Raw genomic sequence first — 20,370 nt, 5'->3', positions numbered from 1 at the left:
CCGGGAGAACCAGGGTTCTACCCGGGATAATCGACGCCAATGAGAAAAAGCCCGTCGGGCGGCGCCACCTGGCCGCAGGCGGCGCGGTTTCGCGCCTCGAGCGCCGCCTTGAGGTCGTCCGATGTCCAGCCGCCGTCGCCGACCCGCTTCAGCGAGCCGACCATCGAGCGCACCTGGTTGTGCAGGAAGGATCGTGCCGATGCCCTCACCTCGATCAGGCCATCGCCCGCCCGGCTCACATCGAGCCGCTCCAATGTCCTGATCGGGCTGTTAGCCTGGCACTGCGTCGAGCGGAAGGTGGTGAAGTCGTGCCGGCCGAGCAGGAGCTTCGCCGCCTCGTGCATGGCGGCGGCATCGAGCCGCTTCGGCACCCACCACACCTTACCCTTGTCCAGCGCCGAGGGCGCCCGCCGGTTGAGGATGCGGTAGAGATAGTGCCGGCCGATGGCGGAGAAACGGGCATCGAAATCGTCCGGGACGATCGTGGCCTTCAGGATCACTATGCGCGCGCCGGCCGCCTGCAGGTGTGCATTGACGGCATCGCGCACCTTGTCGTCGGGCCACGCCTTGGCAAGGTCGACATGCGCCACCTGCGCGGTCGCGTGCACGCCGGCATCGGTGCGGCCGGCGGCGCGCAGCCGGACCGCCTCGCCGCAGAATTTCTCGATCGCCTGCTCGATCGCCTGCTGCACCGAAGGCTGGTCGGCCTGATGCTGCCAGCCGGCAAACAGGCTGCCGTCATATTCGATATCGAGGCGAAAACGCGGCATGCCGGTCGGCTATACGCCCCCGCCTAGGCGGCGAGAGCGGTGAAGGCGGAGGCGTAGACCAGCCTGCCGGATTCGGGAGCTTCGCCCCAGGCCAGCGCCTGCAGCGCCTCGCCCTGGTATTCGCTTTCGAACTTTTCTGCGCGGGCGTGGCTATAGCCGAAACGGCCGTAATAGGCCGGATCGCCCAGCACGACGGCCAGTGTCTCGCCGGCGTCCTTGAGCCGAATATGGGCCTCGCGGATCAACGCGCCGCCGATGCCGGAGCCGTGAAAGGACGGCTCCACCGCCAGCGGGGCAAGCGCCACGGCGGCAAAGCTCTTGCCACCGTTCTGCACGAACAGCCGCGAAAACAGGATATGGCCGACGGCCTGGCCGTCCTCTTCCGCCACCAGTTCGACGACGGCGTCACCGCCGGTCACCAACGCGTCGACCAGTCCGGCCTCCGCCTGCTGGCCGAAAGCGTGTTCCTCGACGAGGCGAATGGCCTCGCGGTCCCGCGGCGTCGCCGCGCGTATCGACATCATGCTCATGAGAATTTCAGTCCTTTTTCGATCTTGGCTCCGCGCAGGAATTCCGACGCGGCGGCGGGCTTTCCGCCCGCACGTTGAACTTCGACCAGCCTGACCGCGCCTTTTCCGCAGGCGACTGTCAGCCGGTCATCGAGAATTCCTCCCGACTCGCCCAAATCTTCCGAAGGCGACACGCCTTCGGATAGCGTCGAGCGAAGCAGTTTCAGCCGTTCCATACGGCCGCCAATTTCAATCTCGGACCAGGCGCCGGGAAACGGCGACAGGCCACGAATGTGATTGTGAACCTCGGCCGCGGGCCGTGTCCACTCCACGCGCGTCTCGGATTTATCGATTTTCCTGGCGTAAGTCACCCCTTCGGCCGCCTGCGCGGTAAATGCCAGGGTGTTCTGTTCCAGCCGCGCCAACGCTTCCACCATCAGGGCAGCGCCGACACTCATCAACCGATCATGCAGATCGCCGGCTGTCATATCGGGGCCGATGGCGCATTTTTCAACCAGTCCCACCGGGCCGGTATCCAGCCCCGCCTCCATGCGCATCACCATCATGCCGGTCTCGGTATCTCCAGCCATGATGGCGCGCTGGATCGGCGCGGCGCCACGCCAGCGCGGCAAAAGCGATGCGTGGCCGTTGACGCAGCCAAGCCGGGGTGCGTCAAGAATTGCCTTGGGCAACAGCAATCCATAGGCGACGACCACGGCGATATCGCCGCCGAGGTCGGCAAAAGCGGCCTGCTCGGCCTCGCTTTTCAACGATGCCGGCGTTCGCGCCTCGATGCCAAGCCGCCCGGCCTCGCGCTGCACCGGTGACGGCGTCAGTTCCAACCCGCGCCGGCCGGCGGCGCGCGGTGGCTGCGTGTAGACGGCTGAAATCTCGTGGCCAGCCTCGGCGATGGCGCGCAGCGTCGGCACCGAAAACTCCGGCGTGCCCATGAAGATGACGCGAAGGGGCATTGCCCTATCCCACCAGCTTGCCTGGCGCCTTGTCCCTGGCGAGCTTCTTGAACTTCTTCACCACCATGTCGCGCTTCAGCTTCGAGATGTGGTCGATGAACAGCACGCCGTTGAGGTGGTCGATTTCGTGCTGCAGGCAGGTTGCCATCAGCCCCTCGGCCTCGATCTCCTGCAGCTTGCCGTCACGGTCCAGATATTTGACCCTCACCGAAGCCGGGCGCTCGACCTCGGCATAGTAATCAGGGATCGACAGACAGCCTTCCTCGTAGACGGACCGCGCGTCGGCGCTTTCGAGAATTTCCGGGTTGATGAAGACGTGTGGCGCCGGGGTTTCGTCTTCCTTGGCGAGATCGATCACCAGCATGCGCAGAGGCTCGCCGACCTGGATTGCCGCCAACCCGATGCCGGGTGCGTCATACATGGTTGCCAGCATATCGTCGGCCAGTTTGCGTACCGGCGCGTCGACGCGCTCCACCGGCTTGGAGACCTGGCGCAGGATGGGATCGGGAAGAATGATAAGCGGCTTGATCGGCATGGCGTTTCACCTAAGACCTCAATAGAAAGGCGTCAACCGGTGCGCCTGCGCCTCGTTCACGTTTTGATCTGTGCCAGACCGCCGAATCGGCTATGCTGTCCACATGAATGATCTGCGCACCATCCTTTCGGAGCCCGCCGCACGGCTCGGCGCCTCGACTATCACGCTCGGCCACGTCTTGGCCGTCGCCACATTGCTGTTTCTCGGCTTGTTCGTGGCGCTCGTCATCGCGCTGTGGCGCTCGGCCAAGGCGCGCGCGGTCGCCGCAGCGGAAGCCGCCGACCATGCCCGCGACGCCGAGGCGCGGATGGCCGGCATTCTGCAATCCCAGGCCGAGATGCAGGGCCGCATGGGCGCCATCGCCGAAGTGTTCGGCGCCCGCCAAGCCGAATTGACGCAGTCGATCGGCCAGCGGCTCGACGCCATGACCGGCCGCATCGGCCAGACCATGACCGAGCAGACCAAGTCCACGCATGAGAGCCTGGCGAAACTGCAGGAGCGGCTGGCGGTCATCGACACCGCGCAAGGCAACATCCAGTCGCTGGCCGGCCAGGTCGTGCAGCTGCAGGCGATCCTCTCCAACAAGCAGACGCGCGGCGCCTTCGGCCAGTCGCGCATGGAGGCGATCGTCGCCGACGGCCTGCCGCACGGCGCCTACGAATTCCAGGCGACGCTGTCGAACGGCAGCCGGCCGGACTGCCTGGTGAAAATGCCGAACGGCGCGCCGTCGCTTGCCATCGATGCCAAATTTCCCCTGGAAGCGTGGAATGCCATCCGGGCCGCCGATAACGCCGACCTGCAGAAGGTCGCGGCCCAGGCCTTCCGCCGCGATATCGAGGTCCATATCCGCGACATTTCGGAAAAATACCTGCTGCCGGGCGAAACCCAGGACACCGCCTTCATGTTCGTGCCGTCGGAATCGGTGTTCGCCGAAATCCACGAGAATTTCGAAGCGGTTGTCCAGAAGGCGCACCGTGCCCGCGTCATCATCGTCTCGCCTTCGCTCTTGATGCTGTCGATCCAGGTCATCCAGGCGATCCTCAAGGATGCGCGCATGCGCGAGCAGGCGCATCTGATCCAGGGCGAAGTCATCAGGCTGATGGAAGACGTCCAGCGTGTCGACGAGCGGGTGCGCAAATTGCAGGGCCATTTCGGCCAGTCGGCCAAGGACATCGAAGACATACTCGTCTCGACCTCGAAAGTGACCAAGCGTGGCCAGAAGATCGAGGCGCTGGAATTCGGAGAAGGCGAGCCCGACGCCCCGCACGGCGGCGCCCCTGCCAAGGTGGAGGCCGCACCGCGCGCTGCCGATTCAAAGACCGGGCAGCTGAGATTGAGGGTCGTCGAAGGCGACGACTGAACGCTACTGCTCTTCGACCGTCGTCATACCCTCGAATTCCGGAAGCCAGTGCAGCGCCGACCGGTGCCATTTCTGGTGTCTCGGGACCAGGTTCTGGCGCTGCCGCGAGGTCCCGGCCCTGATCCCATAGACCTTCGGACCGTCGCCGACCGATGTCGCATAGAGATGCGAGCCGCAGTCGGCACAAAAAGCCTGCGTTCGCTTGGCGCCGCTCGCCACGGTCTTGATGTAGATCTTCGGTTCGCCGCTGGTGATCCGGTAGTGATCCTCCGTCGCAGGAACGGTAACGCGAAATGCCGTACCGGTCAGTTGCTGGCAATCGGTACAATGGCAGATCGAGGTCTTCTCCGGGTCGACCTCCGCCTCGTAGGTGATGGCGCCACAATGGCAGCCGCCGTCGATCTTCATTGTCATTCCTCCAACTTCGATCGGCTGATTTTAGCGGCACGGAGACACGAGGCAACGGCGGGGCGCTGGTCCAGAGGCCAAACCGAAAAGTGGACCGCGGTGTCGCAAAGTTCGTACTCGAATCTATCCGGACGCGGATTCGATCAGCTTGCGCCGCTTTTCCCAGGTGCCTGACGTCTGCGGCTTGACGAACAGCCGCGTGATCTCAGGCATCTCCTTCTTCAACCGCGCCTCGATGCGCTCGACACAGGCCTCGATCTCCGGCGCCGACAAATGGTCCTCGAATTCGATGCTCAGGCCGGCAACGATTTCTTCCGGGCCCATATGCACCGTCAGCACACCGTTCGCCCGCTGCACCGCCGGATCCTGCTGGACGATCGCCAGCACCTTCCTCTGCACCTCGGGTGAGGCCGGCTCGCCGATGAGCAGGCCCTTGCTTTCACGCGCCAGGAAGATTGCGGTCGTGCCGAGGATGAGTGAGATGCCGATCGAGGCGGCGCCGTCGAGTTCGGGCATCTTGAAAATCTCCGCAGCCAATATGCCGGCAAAGGCGACGGCCAGGCCGAGAAGGGCTGCACTGTCTTCGAACAGCACCGTATAGACGCTCGGGTCCTTGCTCGATTGCACGGCTTGCAGCCAGCCCTGCTTGCCCTTCTGCTTGCGGAACTCCTTCAGCGCCACCAGCCAGGAGCTGCCTTCGAACAGAAAGGACAGGCCGAGAACGATGTAGTTCACTTTAGCGTTGGCGACCGGCTCCGGCGCCATGATGTGGATGATGCCCTCGTAGAACGACACGCCAGCGCCCAGCGCGAAGACCAGAAGGGCGACGATGAAGCTCCAGAAATAGAGTTCACGGCCATGGCCGAGCGGGTGCGAGCTGTCCGCGGGGCGTGCCGCCCGGTGCATGCCGTAGAGCAACAGGCCGCCATTGCCTGTATCGACCAGCGAATGCACGCCTTCCGACAGCATGGCCGAACTGCCGGTGAAAAAGGCGGCGGCGAATTTGGTCAACGCTATGGCGAGATTGCCGGCGAGCGCCGCGTAGATAACCGTTCTGGAGCCGCCGTGCCCAGCCATGCAGGTTTTATCCTCTTCGAGGCAGTGTAGCGGCTCTGCCGCGGAGTTGCACAGCCATCACAACGCGCCAATCGTCGGGTCGTTCAATGTGTTCGAAACCTGCTGACGGGAAGGCCGGCTATTCCTGGATCTCGTCGGTCCACACTTTGAAGCCCGCAAGCAACCCTGGCCCGAAGATATGGGTTAGCGGCACATCCGCCGCGTCGCGGCCGGAGGCGATCAGGATGCGGCCGATGCGTGGCGCGTTGTTGCGCGGATCGAAAGCGTGCCAGCGGCCGCCGAGATAAACCTCCATCCAGGCGCAGAAATCCATGCTCGCCCAAGGCTTCGGCATGCCGATGTCGCTGATGTAGCCTGTGCAGTAGCGCGTCGGGATATTGAGTGCCCGACAAAACGTGACGGCAAGATGCGCGAAATCGCGGCACACGCCGCTCCGTTCGCGCCAGGCTTCCGCGGCGGTGCGCGTCACCCGTGCGTTGCCGTAGTCGAAGACGATGTGGTTGTGGACGAAATCGCACACCGCCTGCACGCGCGGGATGCCTGATGGCATATGGCCGAACAGCCGCCATGCCTCGCTTGCCAAGAGGTCGCTTTCGCAAAACCGGCTGGGCAGCAGGAACAGCAGCGTTTCAGCCGGCAGGTCGCGCACCTCATGCTGCCACGCCATCAACTCGCCCATCTCGAACGTGCCGGAGTCGCGGATCACCGCATCCGTACCGAAAGTGAAACGCCCGGGCGGGGCGACGAGCCGGTTGCACCAGTTGCCGAAACTGTCGCGATAACTCTCAATCGGCACTGGCGGGTTGGAGGTCAGGAAATCCGGGCGCTCAAGATCGGAGGCGCGGGAATAGTGGACATTGAGCATTGAGATGAGCGGCGTTTCCTGCGGAAAGTCGAAGCTCATCTCGCAGCCGATATGGATCCGCATTGTCGTCCTGACGGGCCTGCCTGACGATCACCCGGCGGTGCACGGGTCGATGCTGCAGTGCGAAGACAAGCATGGCATGGACTGCCGGGGTTTACGAGCAATTTAGAAACCGGTTGAAAGCGGCCTGCCAGCGCCGGCAGCAGGCACTCGCCTCTTGCAGTCTGGCGTTTGTCTTGTTTCACTCCGTTTCCCGCAACTGGAGGAACGAATCATGGCTAAAGGTGCGATGAAGGCAGGCAAGGAAGCCCGCAAACCAAAGAAAGACGCCAAGAAGCCTGTAGCCGCTCCGGCCCTGAAGGCGCCGCCGGTCAAGGCGACGAGGATCAAGGAAAAGTAGATATCGCAGAGCGTGCATGGATTTCACCGGCGGCGTCCGACATGCCGCCGGCGAATTGTTGATTGGGCGTTCAGACACCCTATATCGACGATGCGGGGACGACCTCGCATTTCCCGAAATCCGGTTGGGACGGCCCGCCCATTGTTTGATTGAGCATCCGAAGACCTTTCGGCCGGATGTTCTGGATGGAGCGTTCCGATGCCATGGATTCTTCTGTTCTTCGCCGGTCTGTTCGAAATCGGCTGGGCGATCGGGCTCAAATACACCGACGGCTTCACCAGGCTTGTTCCGACCGTGCTCACGGTCGCGTCGATGATCGTCAGCTTGACCTTGCTTGGCCTGGCGCTGAAGACCCTGCCTGTCGGCACAGCCTATGCGGTGTGGACCGGTATCGGCACCGTCGGCACGGCGCTGCTCGGCGTCTGGCTGCTGGGCGAGCCCGCGACGGCGATCAGGCTCGGCTGCATCGCGTTGATCGTCAGCGGCATCATGGGGCTGAAATTCGCGGCCTGAATGGCCTGTCCACCGCTGACGCTATCGACCGAGCTGACATCCATGAATCGACATCCCTGAATGCAGGGAGGCTTCCCGTGGGCAACAGCGACAAACGCGAAAAAGGGCCGCGCCTTGGCGCGTCCCTCATTCATCATCCATCGAGGCGAGTGCGCTCTTAGCGACCCGTAAAGCCGGGCGGTGTCCTGCCGGTGCGCTGCTTGCGTGCAGCATAGCGTGCGTCGCGCTTTGCCTTGCGCTCGGCTTCATCGGCAAGCAAACGAGCAATACGCTCGTTCTCTTCAGCTTCCCGAAGCTTGGCATCCGCTTGCGCTGCCTCTTCGGCGGCAATGCGCGCAGCTTCGGCTGCTGCCTCACGCTCGGCTTTCTCAATCGCCTCGCGCGCCAGCTTTTCCTGCTTCAGCTTGGCCTTCTCGGCCTCGCGGATCTCACGAGCCGCAAGGATCGCCTTGCGTTCGGCCTGTCGTGCCAGCACCGCGGGATCGTCTGCTGCCGGCTTTGACTTGAAGCGCTCCAGAAGCGCCTTCTTTGCCTCGGTCGCGGCATTGCGCCGCTCGAAAATGTCTTTTTCCCTGTAGATAGCCAAGTCCACTTCCTTGAAGTCTATTCGCGACGCTTACATACGCGCGAAAACCGGGAGTTCAAGCGCCAAAACGGCATGCCAGCCATGAAATTCCGGGATGTTGCACCCGGGAGACGCATTTTCCGTCGAAATCGACATGCACTGTTCACCAGCCAGCCTCTGGCGGCGCGACGGACGCGTCGCTACCTCTGGTAGCATGATGCCGAAAAGGGTGAAGTGAAGCGGTTTTCGGACATCGGGTTCTATCTCTTCGATTTAGAGTCGGATTCAGATTTCAGGTCGGACAGAGCTGAAATCATCCGACCCTAGCGCAACAATCAACACACTGGGATGACATCCAAATGGAACTCGGTCTCTACACTTTTGCCGATGTGAGCCCTGTGCCGGGTCCCGGCGCCATCGGTCCGCATGAGCGGCTGCGCAACCTGATCGAGGAGATCGAACTTGCCGACCAGGTCGGGCTCGACGTCTTCGGCCTCGGCGAACACCACCGGCCGGACTATGCCGCCTCGGCACCGGTCGTGGCTTTGGCCGCGGCGGCGGAGCGTTCGAAGCGCATCAAGCTGACCAGTGCGGTGACGGTATTGTCCTCCGACGATCCGGTGCGCGTTTTCCAGCAGTTTTCCACGCTCGACCTTCTGTCGGGCGGCCGCGCCGAGATCATGGCTGGGCGAGGTTCGTTCATCGAATCCTTCCCGCTATTCGGCTACAACCTCGAAGACTATGACGAGCTGTTCGCCGAAAAGCTCGACCTGCTGCTGGCCATCCGCGATCAGGTGAAGGTTACCTGGTCGGGTAGGCTGCGCGCGCCGATCAACGATCGCGGCGTCTATCCCAGGCCCTTCCAGGACAGGCTGCCGGTCTGGATCGCCATTGGCGGAACGCCGCAATCGGCCGCTCGGGCGGGCGCGCTCGGCCTGCCGCTGGCGCTTGCCATCATCGGCGGCGAACCGGCGCGCTTCGCGCCGCTGTTCGACCTCTACCGTGAGGCCGCCAAGCGCGCCGGCGGCGATCCGACGGGGTTGGCGACCAGCATCAACGTGCATGGCTTCATCGCCGACACGACCGAGCAGGCGGCGGACGACTTCTACGGCCCCCAGGCCGAGGTGATGAACCGCATCGGCCGTGAGCGCGGCTGGGGTCCGACATCGCGCGCGCATTTCGACCAGTCGCGTGATCCCGACGGCGCGCTGTTCGTCGGCAATCCGGAGCAGGTGGCGGAAAAGATCGTGACCCAGCACAGGGTGTTCGGTAATGACCGCTTCCTGCTGCAGATGGCGATCGGCACCATGCCGCACGCCAAGATCATGAAGGCGATCGAGCTCTACGGCACCAAGGTGGCGCCGATCGTACGCAAGGAAACCGCGAAATCCGCGCCGACCGTGGCGGCGCCTGTCGCGTGAACTTAAGGAGGCCCGCGAGCCTCATTCCATGAGCCCTGGATGAGGATGCTTATCGCGTTGCCCGGTGTAGGGCCGCATCCATCATCGCGGCATGATGGATTTCGGTCGCCTCGTCGGCTGGGAATAGGCACTCGATGCGCAGTTCCTGGGCGGCGACGGTTTGGGGAGTGCCGACCGTGGTGACCATCGAAAAGTAGTCCAGGCGGCGACCGTCCTTGATGAAGCCAAGCGGAATGACCGGCATGAAGCCGATCGCCACCGGATTTTTCCAATCGCTGTTCACGTCCGGGTAGGCGAGCAGCGCCGCCAGCAACTCCCTGGTCTTTTCGTCGACGACGCGGCCGATGGATTCGCGATAGACCCGCTCAAACAGGCTCCGCGCCACGTCGGGCCAATTGGCGACGAACGGGCGCATGCCTTTGGGATCGAACATGAGGTGGAGCATGTTGCGCGGCCCTTCGCGCGCGGCCATGTCGAGGAAACAGCCGAAGAAGAGCGGTGCGGCTTCGTTGGTCATCAGCACATTCCAGTACCGGTCCATGACCAGCGCCGGATAGGGTTCATGCTGGCGCATGATGCGCGTCAGGGCATCGGTGACGCTCTTCATTTCCATGGAGTTCCAGGCGCCTTCCGAAAACATCGGCGCGTAGCCCGCCGCCAAAAGCAGGGCATTACGCTCGCGCAAAGGGACATCGAGCGCCCCCGCGATCGCCATCAAGGTCTCACGGCCGGGAACGCTGCGTCCGCTTTCGATGAAGCTGATCTGCCTTTGCGAAATGCCCGTCTCGAGGGATAGATCAAGCTGGCTTCTGCCACGCACATCGCGCCAGTAACGCAAGAGCGTGCCCAGGTCGGGTGTCATGGCCGTTCTGGAGTTGGTCTTCATGCCCGCTGTCCTCGCAGTCCCTCGAACGATACACGCGATGCAATCACGCAGCGACGGCGCATGGCACCAGAAGATCCATGCGCCGTCGATCGGGTCAGGCGGCAATCGCGGCGGCGGGAGACCATGCCTGCGGCTGGAAGCGCTCTTCGATCGGCGTGCCGGCCATGTTGGTGGTGGTTGCCGCCATGGTGGAGACGCCGACGCCGGTTACCACTTCCAGGATCTGGGCTTTCGAATAGCCCGCCGAAGCAAACGCATCGATGTCCGCGTCACTCACGTTTCCCTTGTTTTCGATCAGCGCCCTCGTCAGGGCCGAGAGTGCCGCATATTTTGGGTCCGTCGGCAACCTGCCATCCCGGATCGCCTTGACTTCGCTTTCCGCAATCCCATCCTCGATGGCGAATGTCGAATGCGCGGCGACGGTCCAGGGGCATTTGATGGTGACCGCGTTGGTCAGCAGCAGCACCTGCTTTTCGATCTCGTCGAAGCTTCCGCCGTGGAAACTGCCGAAGCTGCTGACGAAACCGTTGAGGAGAACCGGATTGTTGGCCATCGTCGCCATGACGTTCGGAAGAAAGCCAAACTTCTCCTCAAGCGCCTTCAACGCGGGCCTGGATTTCTCCGGCGCCGACTCGGTTGTTTGAAGGGTAAATCTTTGCATCGTGATGTCCTCTTTCAGGGGTGGGCGTAATCGTGCCGGCGACATCCTCGCCGCGCCGGCCTTGCGAGCCCTTGGGCTGCGAAGGCCTGCTCCCGTACTAGGCCCGCCGCCTGCCCGGACTCAATTACACGGCATGTAATCGTGGAACGCTCGCAGCCGAGCCGTCGGTTTGAGCTATATTGACGGCGCCGCCGCTCGAAGGCGGCCACGCCGTCAGTGCCGGCTAACGGAACCTTGAAGCCGCGCTGGCGTTTCCGTCTGCGGATTGCATCAGTTGTGATGTGCCCGCCGAGGGGATCGCGATGAAGGCCGAACCCACCGCTTTGGGCGCAGGCGTTGCCGAAGCCGAAGAATCGCGAGTGGCGGCGCGTGCCGATACGCGTCTCATGCGCTCGTTGCTCATCGGTATCTTCCTGTTCATGACCGTCTATGCGCTCTATTTCGCGCGCGCTTTTTTCATGCCGGTCATCCTAGCCTTCCTGCTGGCGCTGACGCTGACCCCAATCGTGCGGCTGCTGCGCAAGCGCGGCATTCCCGAAGTGGTTTCGGCGACGCTTCTGGTGCTTGTGTCGATCTTCGTCTTCGCAAGCGCCGGCTATGTGCTCAGTGGGCCTGTCATCGATCTCATCAACAACACATCGTCCATCGGCCAGCAGCTGACCGAGCGATTGGCGCAGTTGCGACGGCCGCTCGAGAGGATCATGGACATCGCGCACCAGATCGAAGGGCTGACCGAGACATCGCAGGAACCGGGTGTGCAAAAGGTCGCGGTAGCGCAGTCCGGCTTCTTCTCGTCGGCGGCGAGCAACATCCTGTCGGCTGGGACAAGCCTGACCATCATCTTCGTGCTGTCGCTGTTCCTGCTCGCCTCGGGCACGATGTTCTACGAGAAGATCATCCAGTCCTTCGCCAGCCTCACCGAAAAGAAGCGGGCGCTGCGCGTCGTCTACGACGTCGAGCGGGAAATCTCGCATTATCTGCTCACCGTCACCATCATCAACACTGGCCTCGGCACGGTCATCGGCCTCGGCCTGTGGGCGCTCGGCATGCCCAATCCCTTGGTCTGGGGCGCGGCGGCCGCCCTGCTCAATTTCCTACCCTATGTCGGGGCCATGATCACGCTTGTCCTGGTCACCGTCATCGCGCTCATCACCTTCGACACGATCGCCTATGCCCTGTTGGCGCCTGCCTTCCTTGTTTTGTGCGACATCATCGAAGGCCAGTTCGTGACGCCGATGGTGGTCGGGCGGCGGCTCGAGATCAACGCCGTGGCGATCTTCATCGCCATCGCGTTCTGGTCATGGCTGTGGGGCTTCGTCGGCGCCCTGATGGCGGTGCCGCTGCTGGTCGTCGTCAAGGTGTTCTGCGATCACTTCGAGAGCCTCAGCCATGTCGGCAATTTTCTCGCCGCCCAACACACGGCGGTCGTTGAGGACGAAGCCGACGAGCAGGACGCTGCGGCAGCCGGATAACCGGCGCACGGTTTGCGACGGCGGGATCGAATGCCTATATCCGGCCGATCAGTGCCCGGTGCCCTTCCCGATGAATGACGTTCCCTTCGACCTCGACGCCTATTTCGCCCGGATCGGCCATGCCGGTTCCGGACACGCTTCGCTCGACACGCTGAAGACGCTCCATTTCCTGCATCCGCAGGCGATCCCGTTCGAGAATATCGATCCGTTTCTGGGACGCCCGGTCGGATTGGATGTCGCCTCGCTGCAGGGCAAGATCGTCCTTGGTGGGCGTGGCGGCTATTGCTTCGAGCACAATCTCCTCTTCATGCACGCGCTGAAGGCGCTCGGCTTCAAGGTCGGCGGCCTTGCCGCGCGTGTGCTTTGGGGTCAGAGCGAGGACGCCATCACGGCGCGTAGCCACATGCTTTTGCGCGTCGAACTTGACGGCCACACCTATATCGCCGACGTCGGATTCGGCGGCCTGACGCTTACGGCGCCGCTGCTGCTGAAGCCCGGCCGGGAACAAAAAACGCCGCACGAGACATTTCGCATCGTCGAGGCCGGCGATCATTTCCGCCTGCAGGCCTTGATCGGCGGCGACTGGCGCTCGCTGTATCGCTTCGACCTGCAGCCGCACTATGAGGTCGACTATTCCGTCGCCAATTACTTCCTGTCGAACAACCCGGCATCGCATTTCCTCACTTCCGTCATAGCGGCCCGCGCCGCACCCGACCGGCGCTATGCGCTGCGCGGCGATCGCCTATCGATCCATCACGTCGATGGCCGCACCGAGCAGAAGCAGATCGCCACCGCCGCCGAACTTGCCGACACGCTGGAAGGCCAGCTCGGCATCACCATTCCCGACCGCAAGGCCTTCGACGCCCAGGTGCGCGAGAAGAAGATCGTGGAGACCAGTATATGACCGAACTTTCCGTTCTCGACCTGTCGCCGATCGTCGAAGGCAGCGATGCCTCGCAATCGCTCGCCAATTCGCTCGATCTCGCCCGCCACGCCGAGCGGCTTGGCTACAAGCGCTACTGGCTGGCCGAACATCACAATATGCCGGGGATCGCCAGCGCGGCCACATCGGTCGTCATCGCCCATGTCGCCGGCGGCACCAAAACCATTCGTGTCGGCGCCGGCGGCATCATGCTGCCCAACCATGCGCCGCTGGTGATCGCCGAGCAATTCGGCACGCTCGCCGCCCTGTTTCCCGGCCGCATCGACCTTGGCCTCGGTCGCGCTCCCGGCACCGACATGAACACGGCGCGCGCGCTGCGCCGCAATCTCGAGGCTGGCGCCGACAATTTCCCGCAGGATGTCGTAGAGCTGATGGGCTATTTCCTGCCGGCCGAGGAAGGCCAGCGTGTGCGCGCCGTGCCCGGCGAGGGCCAGACGGTGCCGATCTGGATTCTCGGGTCGAGCCTCTACGGCGCGCAGCTCGCCGCCATGCTCGGCCTGCCCTACGCCTTCGCCTCGCATTTCGCGCCGGCGGAACTCGATCATGCGCTGGACATCTACCGCTCGCGCTTCCAGCCGTCGGAGCAGCTCGAAAAGCCGCATGTCATGCTCGGCCTCAACGTCTTCGCGGCACCCACCGACGCAGAGGCGCGGCTGCTGTTTACCTCGCTGCAGCAGGCCTTCGTCAATCTGCGCACCGGCAGGCCCGGAAAATTGCCGCCCCCGGTCGAGAACTATGACCGGGATCTCGACCCGATGGCCAAGTCCATGCTCAGCCAGGCGCTGTCCTGCGCCGTCGTCGGCTCACCGGAAACAATCCGGCAAGGCATCGATGCGTTCGTGCGACGCACCGGCGCCGACGAGTTGATGGTCACGGCGCAGATATCAGACCACGCCGCTCGCGTGCGTTCCTTCGAGATTTTGGCCGAGGCGCATAGATCGTTGTCGCAAGCGGCCTGAAACAGGCGGCCTGGAGCTTTTGCCGACGTCGATGCTCTGCTAAGTGCGGGTATCCTTCGCCACAGCGAGCCTTGCCTTGCCCCATGATCTCGATAGACGCGAGCAGTTTGCCATCAACCTGGCGCGGCGCGGCGGCGAACTCGGCCTGAAATATTTCCGCGATCTCGACAGCCTGACCATCGAGAGCAAAGGCCATCAGGACCTGGTCTCGCAGGCCGACCGCGAGGTCGAGCTGTTCATCCGCGCGGCAATCGCCGCCGACTATCCGCAAGACGGCATTATCGGCGAAGAGCACGCCTCGGTCGCCGGCTCGACCGGCCATGCCTGGGTCATAGACCCCATCGACGGCACCGCCAATTTCGTACGCGGCATTCCGGCCTGGTGCGTGGTGATCGCCTGCGCAAGGGATGGCGAGACGATCGTCGGCGTCATCCACGAGCCGTCGACCGGCGAGACCTTCCATGGCAGGCTGGGCGGCGGCGCCTTCGTCAACGGCAAGCCGATCAAAACGAGCGCGGCCACCAGCCTGCAAGAGGGCTCGGTGGGCACCGGCTTCTCAAACCGGGCCGAAGCCGAGAACATCGCCGTGCTGATCAAGAAGATCCTGGCCGAGGGCGGCGTCTTCTTCCGCAACGCGTCAGGCGCGCTGATGCTTGCCTATGTCGCCTCGGGCCGGCTGCTTGGCTATGTGGAGGAACACATGAACCCTTGGGACTGCCTCGCCGGCATGCTGCTGATCGAGGAGGCCGGCGGCACTGTGCTGAAGGCGGATCCGAAGACAGTGCTGCAGAGAGGGACACAGATTATCACCGGCGGCAAAGGCGTCTTTTCGAAGCTGCAGGAACTGTGTTCCGGTGTCTTCACGCCCTGATCAAATCCCGAGAATTGCCCGAAAACCGCTTCACACTTTCGGCATGCTCAGGCGCTCACGCTCTGCACCACTGTCCCCAGCGGGCGGCATGAATTGCGGATCATCAAACGGCCCTTGAGGACGAGCTTGCGTGGCGGCGCGTCCCTGTTGCCAGCGAGACGGTCGAGCAGCAGATTCGCCGCCTGTTCGCCGATCGCCTGCACCGGCTGCGCCACCGTCGTCAGTTGCGGCTGGAACACGTCGGACCAGGGAAAATCGTCGAAGCAGGCTACCGAAATGTCCTCCGGACAGGACAGGCCGATGTCGCGGATCGCCTTCATCGTGCCGATCACCATCGGGTTGTTGGCCGAGAAGATGGCGCTTGGCCGCTCATGCAGCGACAGCAGCTGCATGGTCGCGTTGTAGCCGTCGATCTCGTGGAAATTGCCGGAACGAACCAGTTCCTCGGCCACCGGCAAGCCGGCGGCCTGGAGCGCCTCGCAATATCCGGTCATCCGGTCATGCATGGGTGAAATATCCGAGGTGCCGGTAATGTAGCCAATCCGCCGATGGCCGAGATTGATCAGATAGCTGATGGCATCGAACACCGCGCGCTGGTTGTCGAGAACCACGGCGTCGGTGTCCACACCCTCGCACAGACGGTCCAGCAACACGACCGGCACATTGGCGTCGACGACGATCCGCTCGAGGATCGCGCCGCCACCGACGCGGGCCACGATAAGCCCGTCGACCATGCGGTCGAGCAGCAGCCTGATCTGGTCGTCCTGGGTGTTCAAATCCTCGTCAGTGCAGCACAGCATGACGGCATAGCCGGCGCGGTCGAAGGCCTGCTGGATCACCGAAACGACGGCGGTGAAGAATGGGTTGGTGATGTGCGGGACGGTCAGGCCGATGGTGCGGGTCGTGCCCATCTTCAGGCTGCGGGCGATGGCGTTGCGCTTGTAGCCGATATCGCGGATTGCCTGTTCGATACGCTGGCTGAGTTCCGGGCTGACGGTCGCCGTACCATTGATCAGCGCCGACACGGTGGCGACCGAGACACGCGCGGCCTCCGCCACGTGAAGCATGGTGGGCGCGGTCGATTTGCGCTGTTTTTTTCGCCCTGACGCTGTCATTTTCGAAACGTTTCGTCCCCCCTCTGCCGCCAATACCTACGGAATCCTGTCTTTTTAAGCAAGAATCGAAATGCATCAAACTTCTGGCACCTGATATCGGCTTGACACTATCGAAACGTTTAGATTAGCGTTTGCCTGGAGTTGACGACGACGGAAGGGAGGCCGCCATTGTCATGCAAGAGAGCAGTTCCCCTTCTTCGACGCGCAATGCGGCATCGGATCGGCCGGACATCGTTCTGAGCGCCGAGCACATTTCCAAGAGTTTTGGCGGCATCGCCGCGCTCGTCGATGTCGGCTTCGAACTGCGACGCAGCGAGGTCCATGCGCTGATGGGCGAGAACGGCGCCGGCAAATCGACGCTGATGAAGATCCTCTCCGGCGTCTATACCGGCTATGAAGGCACGGTCAGCGTCGATGGCCGGCCGGTCGGCTTCGCCGGCGTGCGCGACGCCGAGGATGCCGGCATCGCCATCATCCACCAGGAACTCAACCTGGTGCCGGAACTCAGCGTCGCCGACAACATCTTTCTCGGCCGTGAAAAGCTGATCGCCGGGCTGATCGTCGACCGCAAGGCGAGCAGCCGCGCGGCAAGCGCCCTGCTGCAGCGGCTCGGCATCGAACTCGATCCGGACGCTCGCGTCGGCGCCTTGCGCGTCGGCGAACAGCAGCTGGTCGAGATCGCCAAGGCGCTGTCGATGTCGGCGCGCATCCTGATCATGGACGAGCCGACCTCGGCCTTGTCGCCGGCCGAATGCCAGCGGCTGTTCCGCATCATCGGCCAGCTTGCCGATAGCGGCGTCGCCATCGTCTACATTTCGCACCGCATCGACGAGGTGATGCATCTGGCCGGTCGCGTCACCGTCTTCCGTGACGGACGCCATGCGCTGACGCGGCCGATGGCCGAACTCGACGAAAACGCCATTATTTCGGCGATGGTCGGACGGGACCTGCTCGCATCCTCCCAAGGTGAGGGGGATCCCGGCGGCAGGACCGTGCTTTCGGTCAGCGACCTGTCGCTGTCGAAGCCCGACCGCCAGGGCTGGCGGCAGGTGGTCGGCGGCGTCAGCTTCGATCTGGCCGCCGGAGAAATCCTCGGCATTGGCGGGTTGCTGGGCTCAGGCCGCACAGAGATCATGGAAGCGATCTTCGGCTCGAGCAATGGCCGTGCCGGCGGCGAGATCCGGCTCGACGGCCAGCCGGTGGATATCCGCTCGCCGCGCGATGCAAGACGCCTTGGCATCGCGCTGGTGACCGAGGACCGCAAGACGCAAGGCCTGCACCTGCAGGCCTCGATATCGGACAATGTGGCGCTGCCGCTGGTCGGCGCGCTGGCGCGCTTCGGCATCCGCTCACTGGCCGGAGAGCAGGGGCTGGCGCGGCAGGCGGTCAAGGCGCTCGGCATACGCTGCCGCGACATCGACCAGCCTGCCGGCACGCTGTCGGGCGGCAACCAGCAGAAGGTCGTCATCGGCAAGTGGCTGGCGACCAGGCCGAGGGTGCTGTTGCTCGACGAGCCGACGCGCGGCATCGATGTCGGCGCCAAGCGCGAAATCTACGACCTTATCTTCCGGCTGGCGCGCGATGGCCTGGCCATCGCCGTCATCAGCTCCGAGCTGCCGGAATTGCTGCATCTTTCCGACCGCATCCTGGTGATGGCCGACGGCCGCCAGACAGGCATCCTTTCGCGCGACGCGGCGAGCGAGGAGGCCATCATGCGCCTCGCGGCACCGCGCCGGACCCTATCGAGACCCGCCGCATGACCGCACTGAAACTCCTGTCCCGCACCAAGCTCTACTGGGGCCTGATCGCCATCTTCCTTATCGGCGTGCTGGGCTCGCCGGTGAGTTCCAAGGGCAACAACATCTTTCTGTCCTACGGCAATCTGCTCGACGTGCTGCGCCAGGTATCGACCACCGGGCTGATCGCCACCGGCATGACCGCGGTGATCATCACCGGCGGCATCGACCTTTCCGTCGGTTCGCTGATGGCCATCTGCTCGGTGGTGTGCGCAATGCTGCTGACGGTTCCGGGCGTGACGCCCGGTGTCGTGCTCGGCGTGCCGACCGTCGCGCTGGTCGCGCTGTGCCTCGGCTTCGTCGTCACGCGCTTCATCTTCCTCAATGTGGAGAAGTCCCGCGCCGGCGCGGATGCCGCCGTTCGCGATGTCAGGCTGGACACCGTTCGCGGGCTGGTCACGCCGGCAACCGTCGGCGTCGTCCTGTGCTGTCTTTCGCTGTGGTACCTGTTGCCGCAGATCGAGCCCAAATTCGGCGTTCTCGGCGTGCTGCTGGTGGCGCCTTGCGTCGGCCTGCTGTTCGGCGCCATCAACGGTTTCATCATCGTTGGCGGGCGGCTGCAGCCGTTCATCGTCACGCTGGCGATGATGGTGACGGCGCTCGGCATCGCCCGGCTCACCGCCGGCCAGAACAATGCCGTGCTGCCGGTCTATACCGGTTCCAACGCAACCGCCGATTTCGAGCTGCTGCGCTCGCTGGTGTTCGGCGTCATCCCGATGCCCGGCCTGTTCTTCCTCGGCGCCATTGTCATCTATGGCGCGGTGCTGCGCTTCACGCCCTTCGGCCGCTATGTCTATGCGATCGGCGGCAACGAGGAGGCGGCCAGGCTCTCCGGCATCGCCGCCGGCCGCGTCAAGATCGCCACCTATGCCATATCAGGCCTGCTCGCCGGAATCGCCGCGGTCCTCTACGTGGCGCAGTACCGGCAAGGCAAGCCGGATGCCGGCGCCGGGCTGGAACTCGACGCCATCGCGGCCGTGGTCATCGGAGGCACCAGCCTGATGGGCGGACGCGGCAGCCTGACAGGCACCTTCTGCGGCGTGCTGATCTTCGGGCTGCTGTCCAATATATTGCAGCTCCACAACATCAATTCGAACCTTCAGCTGGTGCTGAAGGGGATGATCATCATCGGCACCGTGCTCGTGCAGGAGCGCAATGCTGGCGATCTCATGGCCTATCTGCGCCTGCCCGGGGCGGCGCACAAGGAAACGGCCGCCGCAAAACGGCCGTCGCAAGAGACACCGTCTCTCAATCTCGGAGGAAACAAGAAATGAAACGACGTGACATGCTGAAGCTTGCCGCACTCGGCGCGGCACTGCTGACCACCACGGCACTGCTCTCCACCGGCCATGCCTTCGCCCAGGACAAGAAGTGGAAAATCGGCTTTTCGCAGGTGACCACCATCGAGCCCTGGCGCGCCCAGTTCAACAAGGACATCATTGCCGAGGCCGCCAAGCATCCGGAGGTCGAGCTGATCATCACCGACGGCGAGGACAAGACGGAGAAACAGGTCGCCGACGTCGAGAACCTGATCCGCCAGGAAGTCGACGCGCTGCTGGTCTCGCCGAAAGAATCCGCCGGCCTGACCGGCGTCGTGCAGCAGGCGATCGACGCCAAGATCCCGGTCTTCGTGCTCGACCGCAATGTCGACACCAAGGACTACACGCAGTTCGTCGGCGGCGACAACAAGCTGATCGGCCGCGCGGCCGGCGAATACGCCGTCGAACTGCTCGGCGGCAAGGGCAAGGCAGCAGGCAATGTCGTCGAGATCTGGGGCGGCATGGGCACCCAGCCGGCGCATGACCGCCATGACGGCTTCCATGAATTCACCGACAAGGAACCGGGCATCAAATATTTGCTCGACCAGCAGTCGGGCGACTGGAAGCAGGACCAGGCCTACAATCTGATGGCCAACGCGCTGAAGACCAGCGAGAAGATCGATCTCGTCTACGGCCACAACGACCCGATGGCCTACGGTGCCTATCTGGCCGCCAAGGATGTCGGCCGCGAGAAGGACATCAAGTTCATCGGCATCGACGGCCTGCCCAACGAAGGCGTGCAGATGGTGAACAAGGGCGAGCTGACGGCGACCTTCACCTATGTCACCCCAGGCGCGGAAGGCTTGCGCCAGGCGATCAAGTTCCTCAACGGCGAGAAGGTGGAAAAGACCATCACCTTGCCGACGCAGAAGATCACCAAGGAAAACGCCGCCCAGGTGCTGAAGGACAACGGCCTGTGAGTGCTGTTGCCGGAGAAGGTGGCTCCGGTGTTTA

At 63.5% G+C, this 20,370-nt stretch carries 22 protein-coding genes; 11 read left to right on the top strand and 11 right to left on the bottom strand.

All coding sequences use genetic code 11. The features are described from left to right. Positions 1-17 precede the first annotated feature (17 nt). Genes truA through def form a run of 4 tightly spaced genes read right to left on the bottom strand, consistent with a single transcriptional unit; the run spans position 18 to position 2,785 of the window. A complete protein-coding gene (gene truA / locus LB524_RS08675; RefSeq protein WP_224525294.1) occupies positions 18-770 on the bottom strand; it encodes a tRNA pseudouridine(38-40) synthase TruA in 753 nt (250 codons plus the stop codon). 23 nt (positions 771-793) lie between these two features. After that, positions 794-1,300, bottom strand: coding sequence for a GNAT family N-acetyltransferase (locus LB524_RS08670; protein ID WP_140875832.1), 507 nt, complete (start codon positions 1,298-1,300; stop codon positions 794-796). Then, positions 1,297-2,250 (bottom strand): methionyl-tRNA formyltransferase, encoded by a 954-nt coding sequence (gene fmt, locus LB524_RS08665; protein WP_140660150.1) that lies wholly within the window; start codon positions 2,248-2,250, stop codon positions 1,297-1,299. The genes LB524_RS08670 and fmt overlap by 4 nt, the downstream gene beginning before the upstream one ends. A 4-nt stretch (positions 2,251-2,254) precedes the next feature. Next, positions 2,255-2,785 (bottom strand): peptide deformylase, encoded by a 531-nt coding sequence (gene def / locus LB524_RS08660; RefSeq protein ID WP_015314437.1) that lies wholly within the window; start codon positions 2,783-2,785, stop codon positions 2,255-2,257. 103 nt (positions 2,786-2,888) lie between these two features. Between def and LB524_RS08655 the strand changes: the two genes are divergently transcribed. Beyond that, positions 2,889-4,145, top strand: a complete 1,257-nt coding sequence (locus tag LB524_RS08655) for a DNA recombination protein RmuC (protein WP_224525293.1) — start codon at positions 2,889-2,891, stop codon at positions 4,143-4,145. 3 nt (positions 4,146-4,148) lie between these two features. On the opposite strand, the gene LB524_RS08650 is transcribed toward LB524_RS08655, so the two are convergent. The 3 genes from LB524_RS08650 to LB524_RS08640 form a co-directional block, all read right to left on the bottom strand. Continuing rightward, a complete protein-coding gene (locus tag LB524_RS08650) occupies positions 4,149-4,553 on the bottom strand; it encodes a GFA family protein (protein ID WP_224525291.1) in 405 nt (134 codons plus the stop codon). Positions 4,554-4,676: 123 nt separating this feature from the next. Further along, complete coding sequence (locus tag LB524_RS08645) at positions 4,677-5,630, bottom strand: cation diffusion facilitator family transporter (RefSeq protein ID WP_224525289.1); 954 nt, start codon at positions 5,628-5,630, stop codon at positions 4,677-4,679. A gap of 118 nt (positions 5,631-5,748) precedes the next feature. After that, the gene (locus tag LB524_RS08640) at positions 5,749-6,558 is read right to left on the bottom strand and encodes a transglutaminase-like domain-containing protein (RefSeq protein ID WP_015314441.1); all 810 of its coding nucleotides are present in this window, start codon (positions 6,556-6,558) and stop codon (positions 5,749-5,751) included. Between the two features lie 211 nt (positions 6,559-6,769). Between LB524_RS08640 and LB524_RS28815 the strand changes: the two genes are divergently transcribed. Together LB524_RS28815 and sugE are read left to right on the top strand one after the other, a co-directional pair. Then, a complete protein-coding gene (locus LB524_RS28815; RefSeq protein WP_015314442.1) occupies positions 6,770-6,895 on the top strand; it encodes a hypothetical protein in 126 nt (41 codons plus the stop codon). A 198-nt stretch (positions 6,896-7,093) separates the two neighbouring features. Beyond that, on the top strand, positions 7,094-7,408 hold the full coding sequence (gene sugE / locus LB524_RS08635) for a quaternary ammonium compound efflux SMR transporter SugE (protein WP_140789954.1): 315 nt from the start codon (positions 7,094-7,096) through the stop codon (positions 7,406-7,408). Between the two features lie 157 nt (positions 7,409-7,565). Here the strand turns inward: sugE and LB524_RS08630 are convergent, their stop codons facing one another. After that, positions 7,566-7,994: a DUF6481 family protein gene (locus LB524_RS08630; RefSeq protein WP_015314444.1), complete on the bottom strand. Its 429-nt coding sequence runs from the start codon at positions 7,992-7,994 to the stop codon at positions 7,566-7,568. Positions 7,995-8,332: 338 nt separating this feature from the next. On the opposite strand from LB524_RS08630, the gene LB524_RS08625 reads away from it, so the two are divergent. After that, positions 8,333-9,394: an LLM class flavin-dependent oxidoreductase gene (locus LB524_RS08625; RefSeq protein WP_140615242.1), complete on the top strand. Its 1,062-nt coding sequence runs from the start codon at positions 8,333-8,335 to the stop codon at positions 9,392-9,394. Between the two features lie 49 nt (positions 9,395-9,443). Here the strand turns inward: LB524_RS08625 and LB524_RS08620 are convergent, their stop codons facing one another. Beyond that, positions 9,444-10,280: a helix-turn-helix domain-containing protein gene (locus tag LB524_RS08620; RefSeq protein ID WP_224525285.1), complete on the bottom strand. Its 837-nt coding sequence runs from the start codon at positions 10,278-10,280 to the stop codon at positions 9,444-9,446. A 94-nt stretch (positions 10,281-10,374) separates the two neighbouring features. Further along, positions 10,375-10,941 (bottom strand): carboxymuconolactone decarboxylase family protein, encoded by a 567-nt coding sequence (locus LB524_RS08615; RefSeq protein ID WP_140789958.1) that lies wholly within the window; start codon positions 10,939-10,941, stop codon positions 10,375-10,377. 302 nt (positions 10,942-11,243) lie between these two features. Here LB524_RS08615 and LB524_RS08610 point away from each other — a divergent pair, with 302 nt between their 5' ends. From LB524_RS08610 to LB524_RS08595, 4 genes are all read left to right on the top strand, one after another. Further along, positions 11,244-12,413, top strand: coding sequence for an AI-2E family transporter (locus LB524_RS08610; RefSeq protein ID WP_015314446.1), 1,170 nt, complete (start codon positions 11,244-11,246; stop codon positions 12,411-12,413). A 70-nt stretch (positions 12,414-12,483) separates the two neighbouring features. Continuing rightward, entirely contained in the window at positions 12,484-13,317 is an 834-nt protein-coding gene (locus tag LB524_RS08605) for an arylamine N-acetyltransferase family protein (protein ID WP_224525283.1), read from the top strand. Next, complete coding sequence (locus LB524_RS08600) at positions 13,314-14,315, top strand: LLM class flavin-dependent oxidoreductase (protein ID WP_224525281.1); 1,002 nt, start codon at positions 13,314-13,316, stop codon at positions 14,313-14,315. Before LB524_RS08605 ends, LB524_RS08600 begins: the two co-directional genes overlap by 4 nt. Positions 14,316-14,391: 76 nt before the next feature. After that, positions 14,392-15,186, top strand: a complete 795-nt coding sequence (locus LB524_RS08595) for an inositol monophosphatase family protein (RefSeq protein ID WP_224525278.1) — start codon at positions 14,392-14,394, stop codon at positions 15,184-15,186. A 47-nt stretch (positions 15,187-15,233) separates the two neighbouring features. Here LB524_RS08595 and LB524_RS08590 read toward each other — a convergent pair whose 3' ends face one another. After that, on the bottom strand, positions 15,234-16,253 hold the full coding sequence (locus LB524_RS08590) for a LacI family DNA-binding transcriptional regulator (protein ID WP_015314450.1): 1,020 nt from the start codon (positions 16,251-16,253) through the stop codon (positions 15,234-15,236). Between the two features lie 221 nt (positions 16,254-16,474). Between LB524_RS08590 and LB524_RS08585 the strand changes: the two genes are divergently transcribed. Genes LB524_RS08585 through LB524_RS08575 form a run of 3 tightly spaced genes read left to right on the top strand, consistent with a single transcriptional unit; the run spans position 16,475 to position 20,336 of the window. Beyond that, a complete protein-coding gene (locus tag LB524_RS08585) occupies positions 16,475-18,061 on the top strand; it encodes a sugar ABC transporter ATP-binding protein (RefSeq protein WP_224525275.1) in 1,587 nt (528 codons plus the stop codon). After that, positions 18,058-19,371, top strand: coding sequence for an ABC transporter permease (locus LB524_RS08580; protein ID WP_140660159.1), 1,314 nt, complete (start codon positions 18,058-18,060; stop codon positions 19,369-19,371). Before LB524_RS08585 ends, LB524_RS08580 begins: the two co-directional genes overlap by 4 nt. Continuing rightward, a complete protein-coding gene (locus LB524_RS08575) occupies positions 19,368-20,336 on the top strand; it encodes a substrate-binding domain-containing protein (RefSeq protein WP_224525272.1) in 969 nt (322 codons plus the stop codon). The genes LB524_RS08580 and LB524_RS08575 overlap by 4 nt, the downstream gene beginning before the upstream one ends. The last annotated feature ends 34 nt before the right edge of the window (positions 20,337-20,370 follow it).

It is taken from the genome of Mesorhizobium sp. ESP6-5 (assembly GCF_020164695.1).
GTDB classification, from domain to species: Bacteria; Pseudomonadota; Alphaproteobacteria; order Rhizobiales; family Rhizobiaceae; genus Mesorhizobium; species Mesorhizobium australicum.
The sequence above is the reverse complement of the archived record's forward strand: the minus strand, read 5'-3'. Positions and strand labels throughout refer to the sequence as shown.

Coding starts and splice junctions, on each gene's coding strand:
- truA (WP_224525294.1), bottom strand. CDS start 770: ATGCCGCGTTTTCGCCTCGATATCGAATATGACGGCAGCCTGTTTGCC.
- LB524_RS08670 (WP_140875832.1), bottom strand. CDS start 1,300: ATGAGCATGATGTCGATACGCGCGGCGACGCCGCGGGACCGCGAGGCC.
- fmt (WP_140660150.1), bottom strand. CDS start 2,250: ATGCCCCTTCGCGTCATCTTCATGGGCACGCCGGAGTTTTCGGTGCCG.
- def (WP_015314437.1), bottom strand. CDS start 2,785: ATGCCGATCAAGCCGCTTATCATTCTTCCCGATCCCATCCTGCGCCAG.
- LB524_RS08655 (WP_224525293.1), top strand. CDS start 2,889: ATGAATGATCTGCGCACCATCCTTTCGGAGCCCGCCGCACGGCTCGGC.
- LB524_RS08650 (WP_224525291.1), bottom strand. CDS start 4,553: ATGAAGATCGACGGCGGCTGCCATTGTGGCGCCATCACCTACGAGGCG.
- LB524_RS08645 (WP_224525289.1), bottom strand. CDS start 5,630: ATGGCTGGGCACGGCGGCTCCAGAACGGTTATCTACGCGGCGCTCGCC.
- LB524_RS08640 (WP_015314441.1), bottom strand. CDS start 6,558: ATGCGGATCCATATCGGCTGCGAGATGAGCTTCGACTTTCCGCAGGAA.
- LB524_RS28815 (WP_015314442.1), top strand. CDS start 6,770: ATGGCTAAAGGTGCGATGAAGGCAGGCAAGGAAGCCCGCAAACCAAAG.
- sugE (WP_140789954.1), top strand. CDS start 7,094: ATGCCATGGATTCTTCTGTTCTTCGCCGGTCTGTTCGAAATCGGCTGG.
- LB524_RS08625 (WP_140615242.1), top strand. CDS start 8,333: ATGGAACTCGGTCTCTACACTTTTGCCGATGTGAGCCCTGTGCCGGGT.
- LB524_RS08620 (WP_224525285.1), bottom strand. CDS start 10,280: ATGAAGACCAACTCCAGAACGGCCATGACACCCGACCTGGGCACGCTC.
- LB524_RS08615 (WP_140789958.1), bottom strand. CDS start 10,941: ATGCAAAGATTTACCCTTCAAACAACCGAGTCGGCGCCGGAGAAATCC.
- LB524_RS08610 (WP_015314446.1), top strand. CDS start 11,244: ATGAAGGCCGAACCCACCGCTTTGGGCGCAGGCGTTGCCGAAGCCGAA.
- LB524_RS08605 (WP_224525283.1), top strand. CDS start 12,484: ATGAATGACGTTCCCTTCGACCTCGACGCCTATTTCGCCCGGATCGGC.
- LB524_RS08600 (WP_224525281.1), top strand. CDS start 13,314: ATGACCGAACTTTCCGTTCTCGACCTGTCGCCGATCGTCGAAGGCAGC.
- LB524_RS08590 (WP_015314450.1), bottom strand. CDS start 16,253: ATGCTTCACGTGGCGGAGGCCGCGCGTGTCTCGGTCGCCACCGTGTCG.
- LB524_RS08585 (WP_224525275.1), top strand. CDS start 16,475: ATGCAAGAGAGCAGTTCCCCTTCTTCGACGCGCAATGCGGCATCGGAT.
- LB524_RS08580 (WP_140660159.1), top strand. CDS start 18,058: ATGACCGCACTGAAACTCCTGTCCCGCACCAAGCTCTACTGGGGCCTG.
- LB524_RS08575 (WP_224525272.1), top strand. CDS start 19,368: ATGAAACGACGTGACATGCTGAAGCTTGCCGCACTCGGCGCGGCACTG.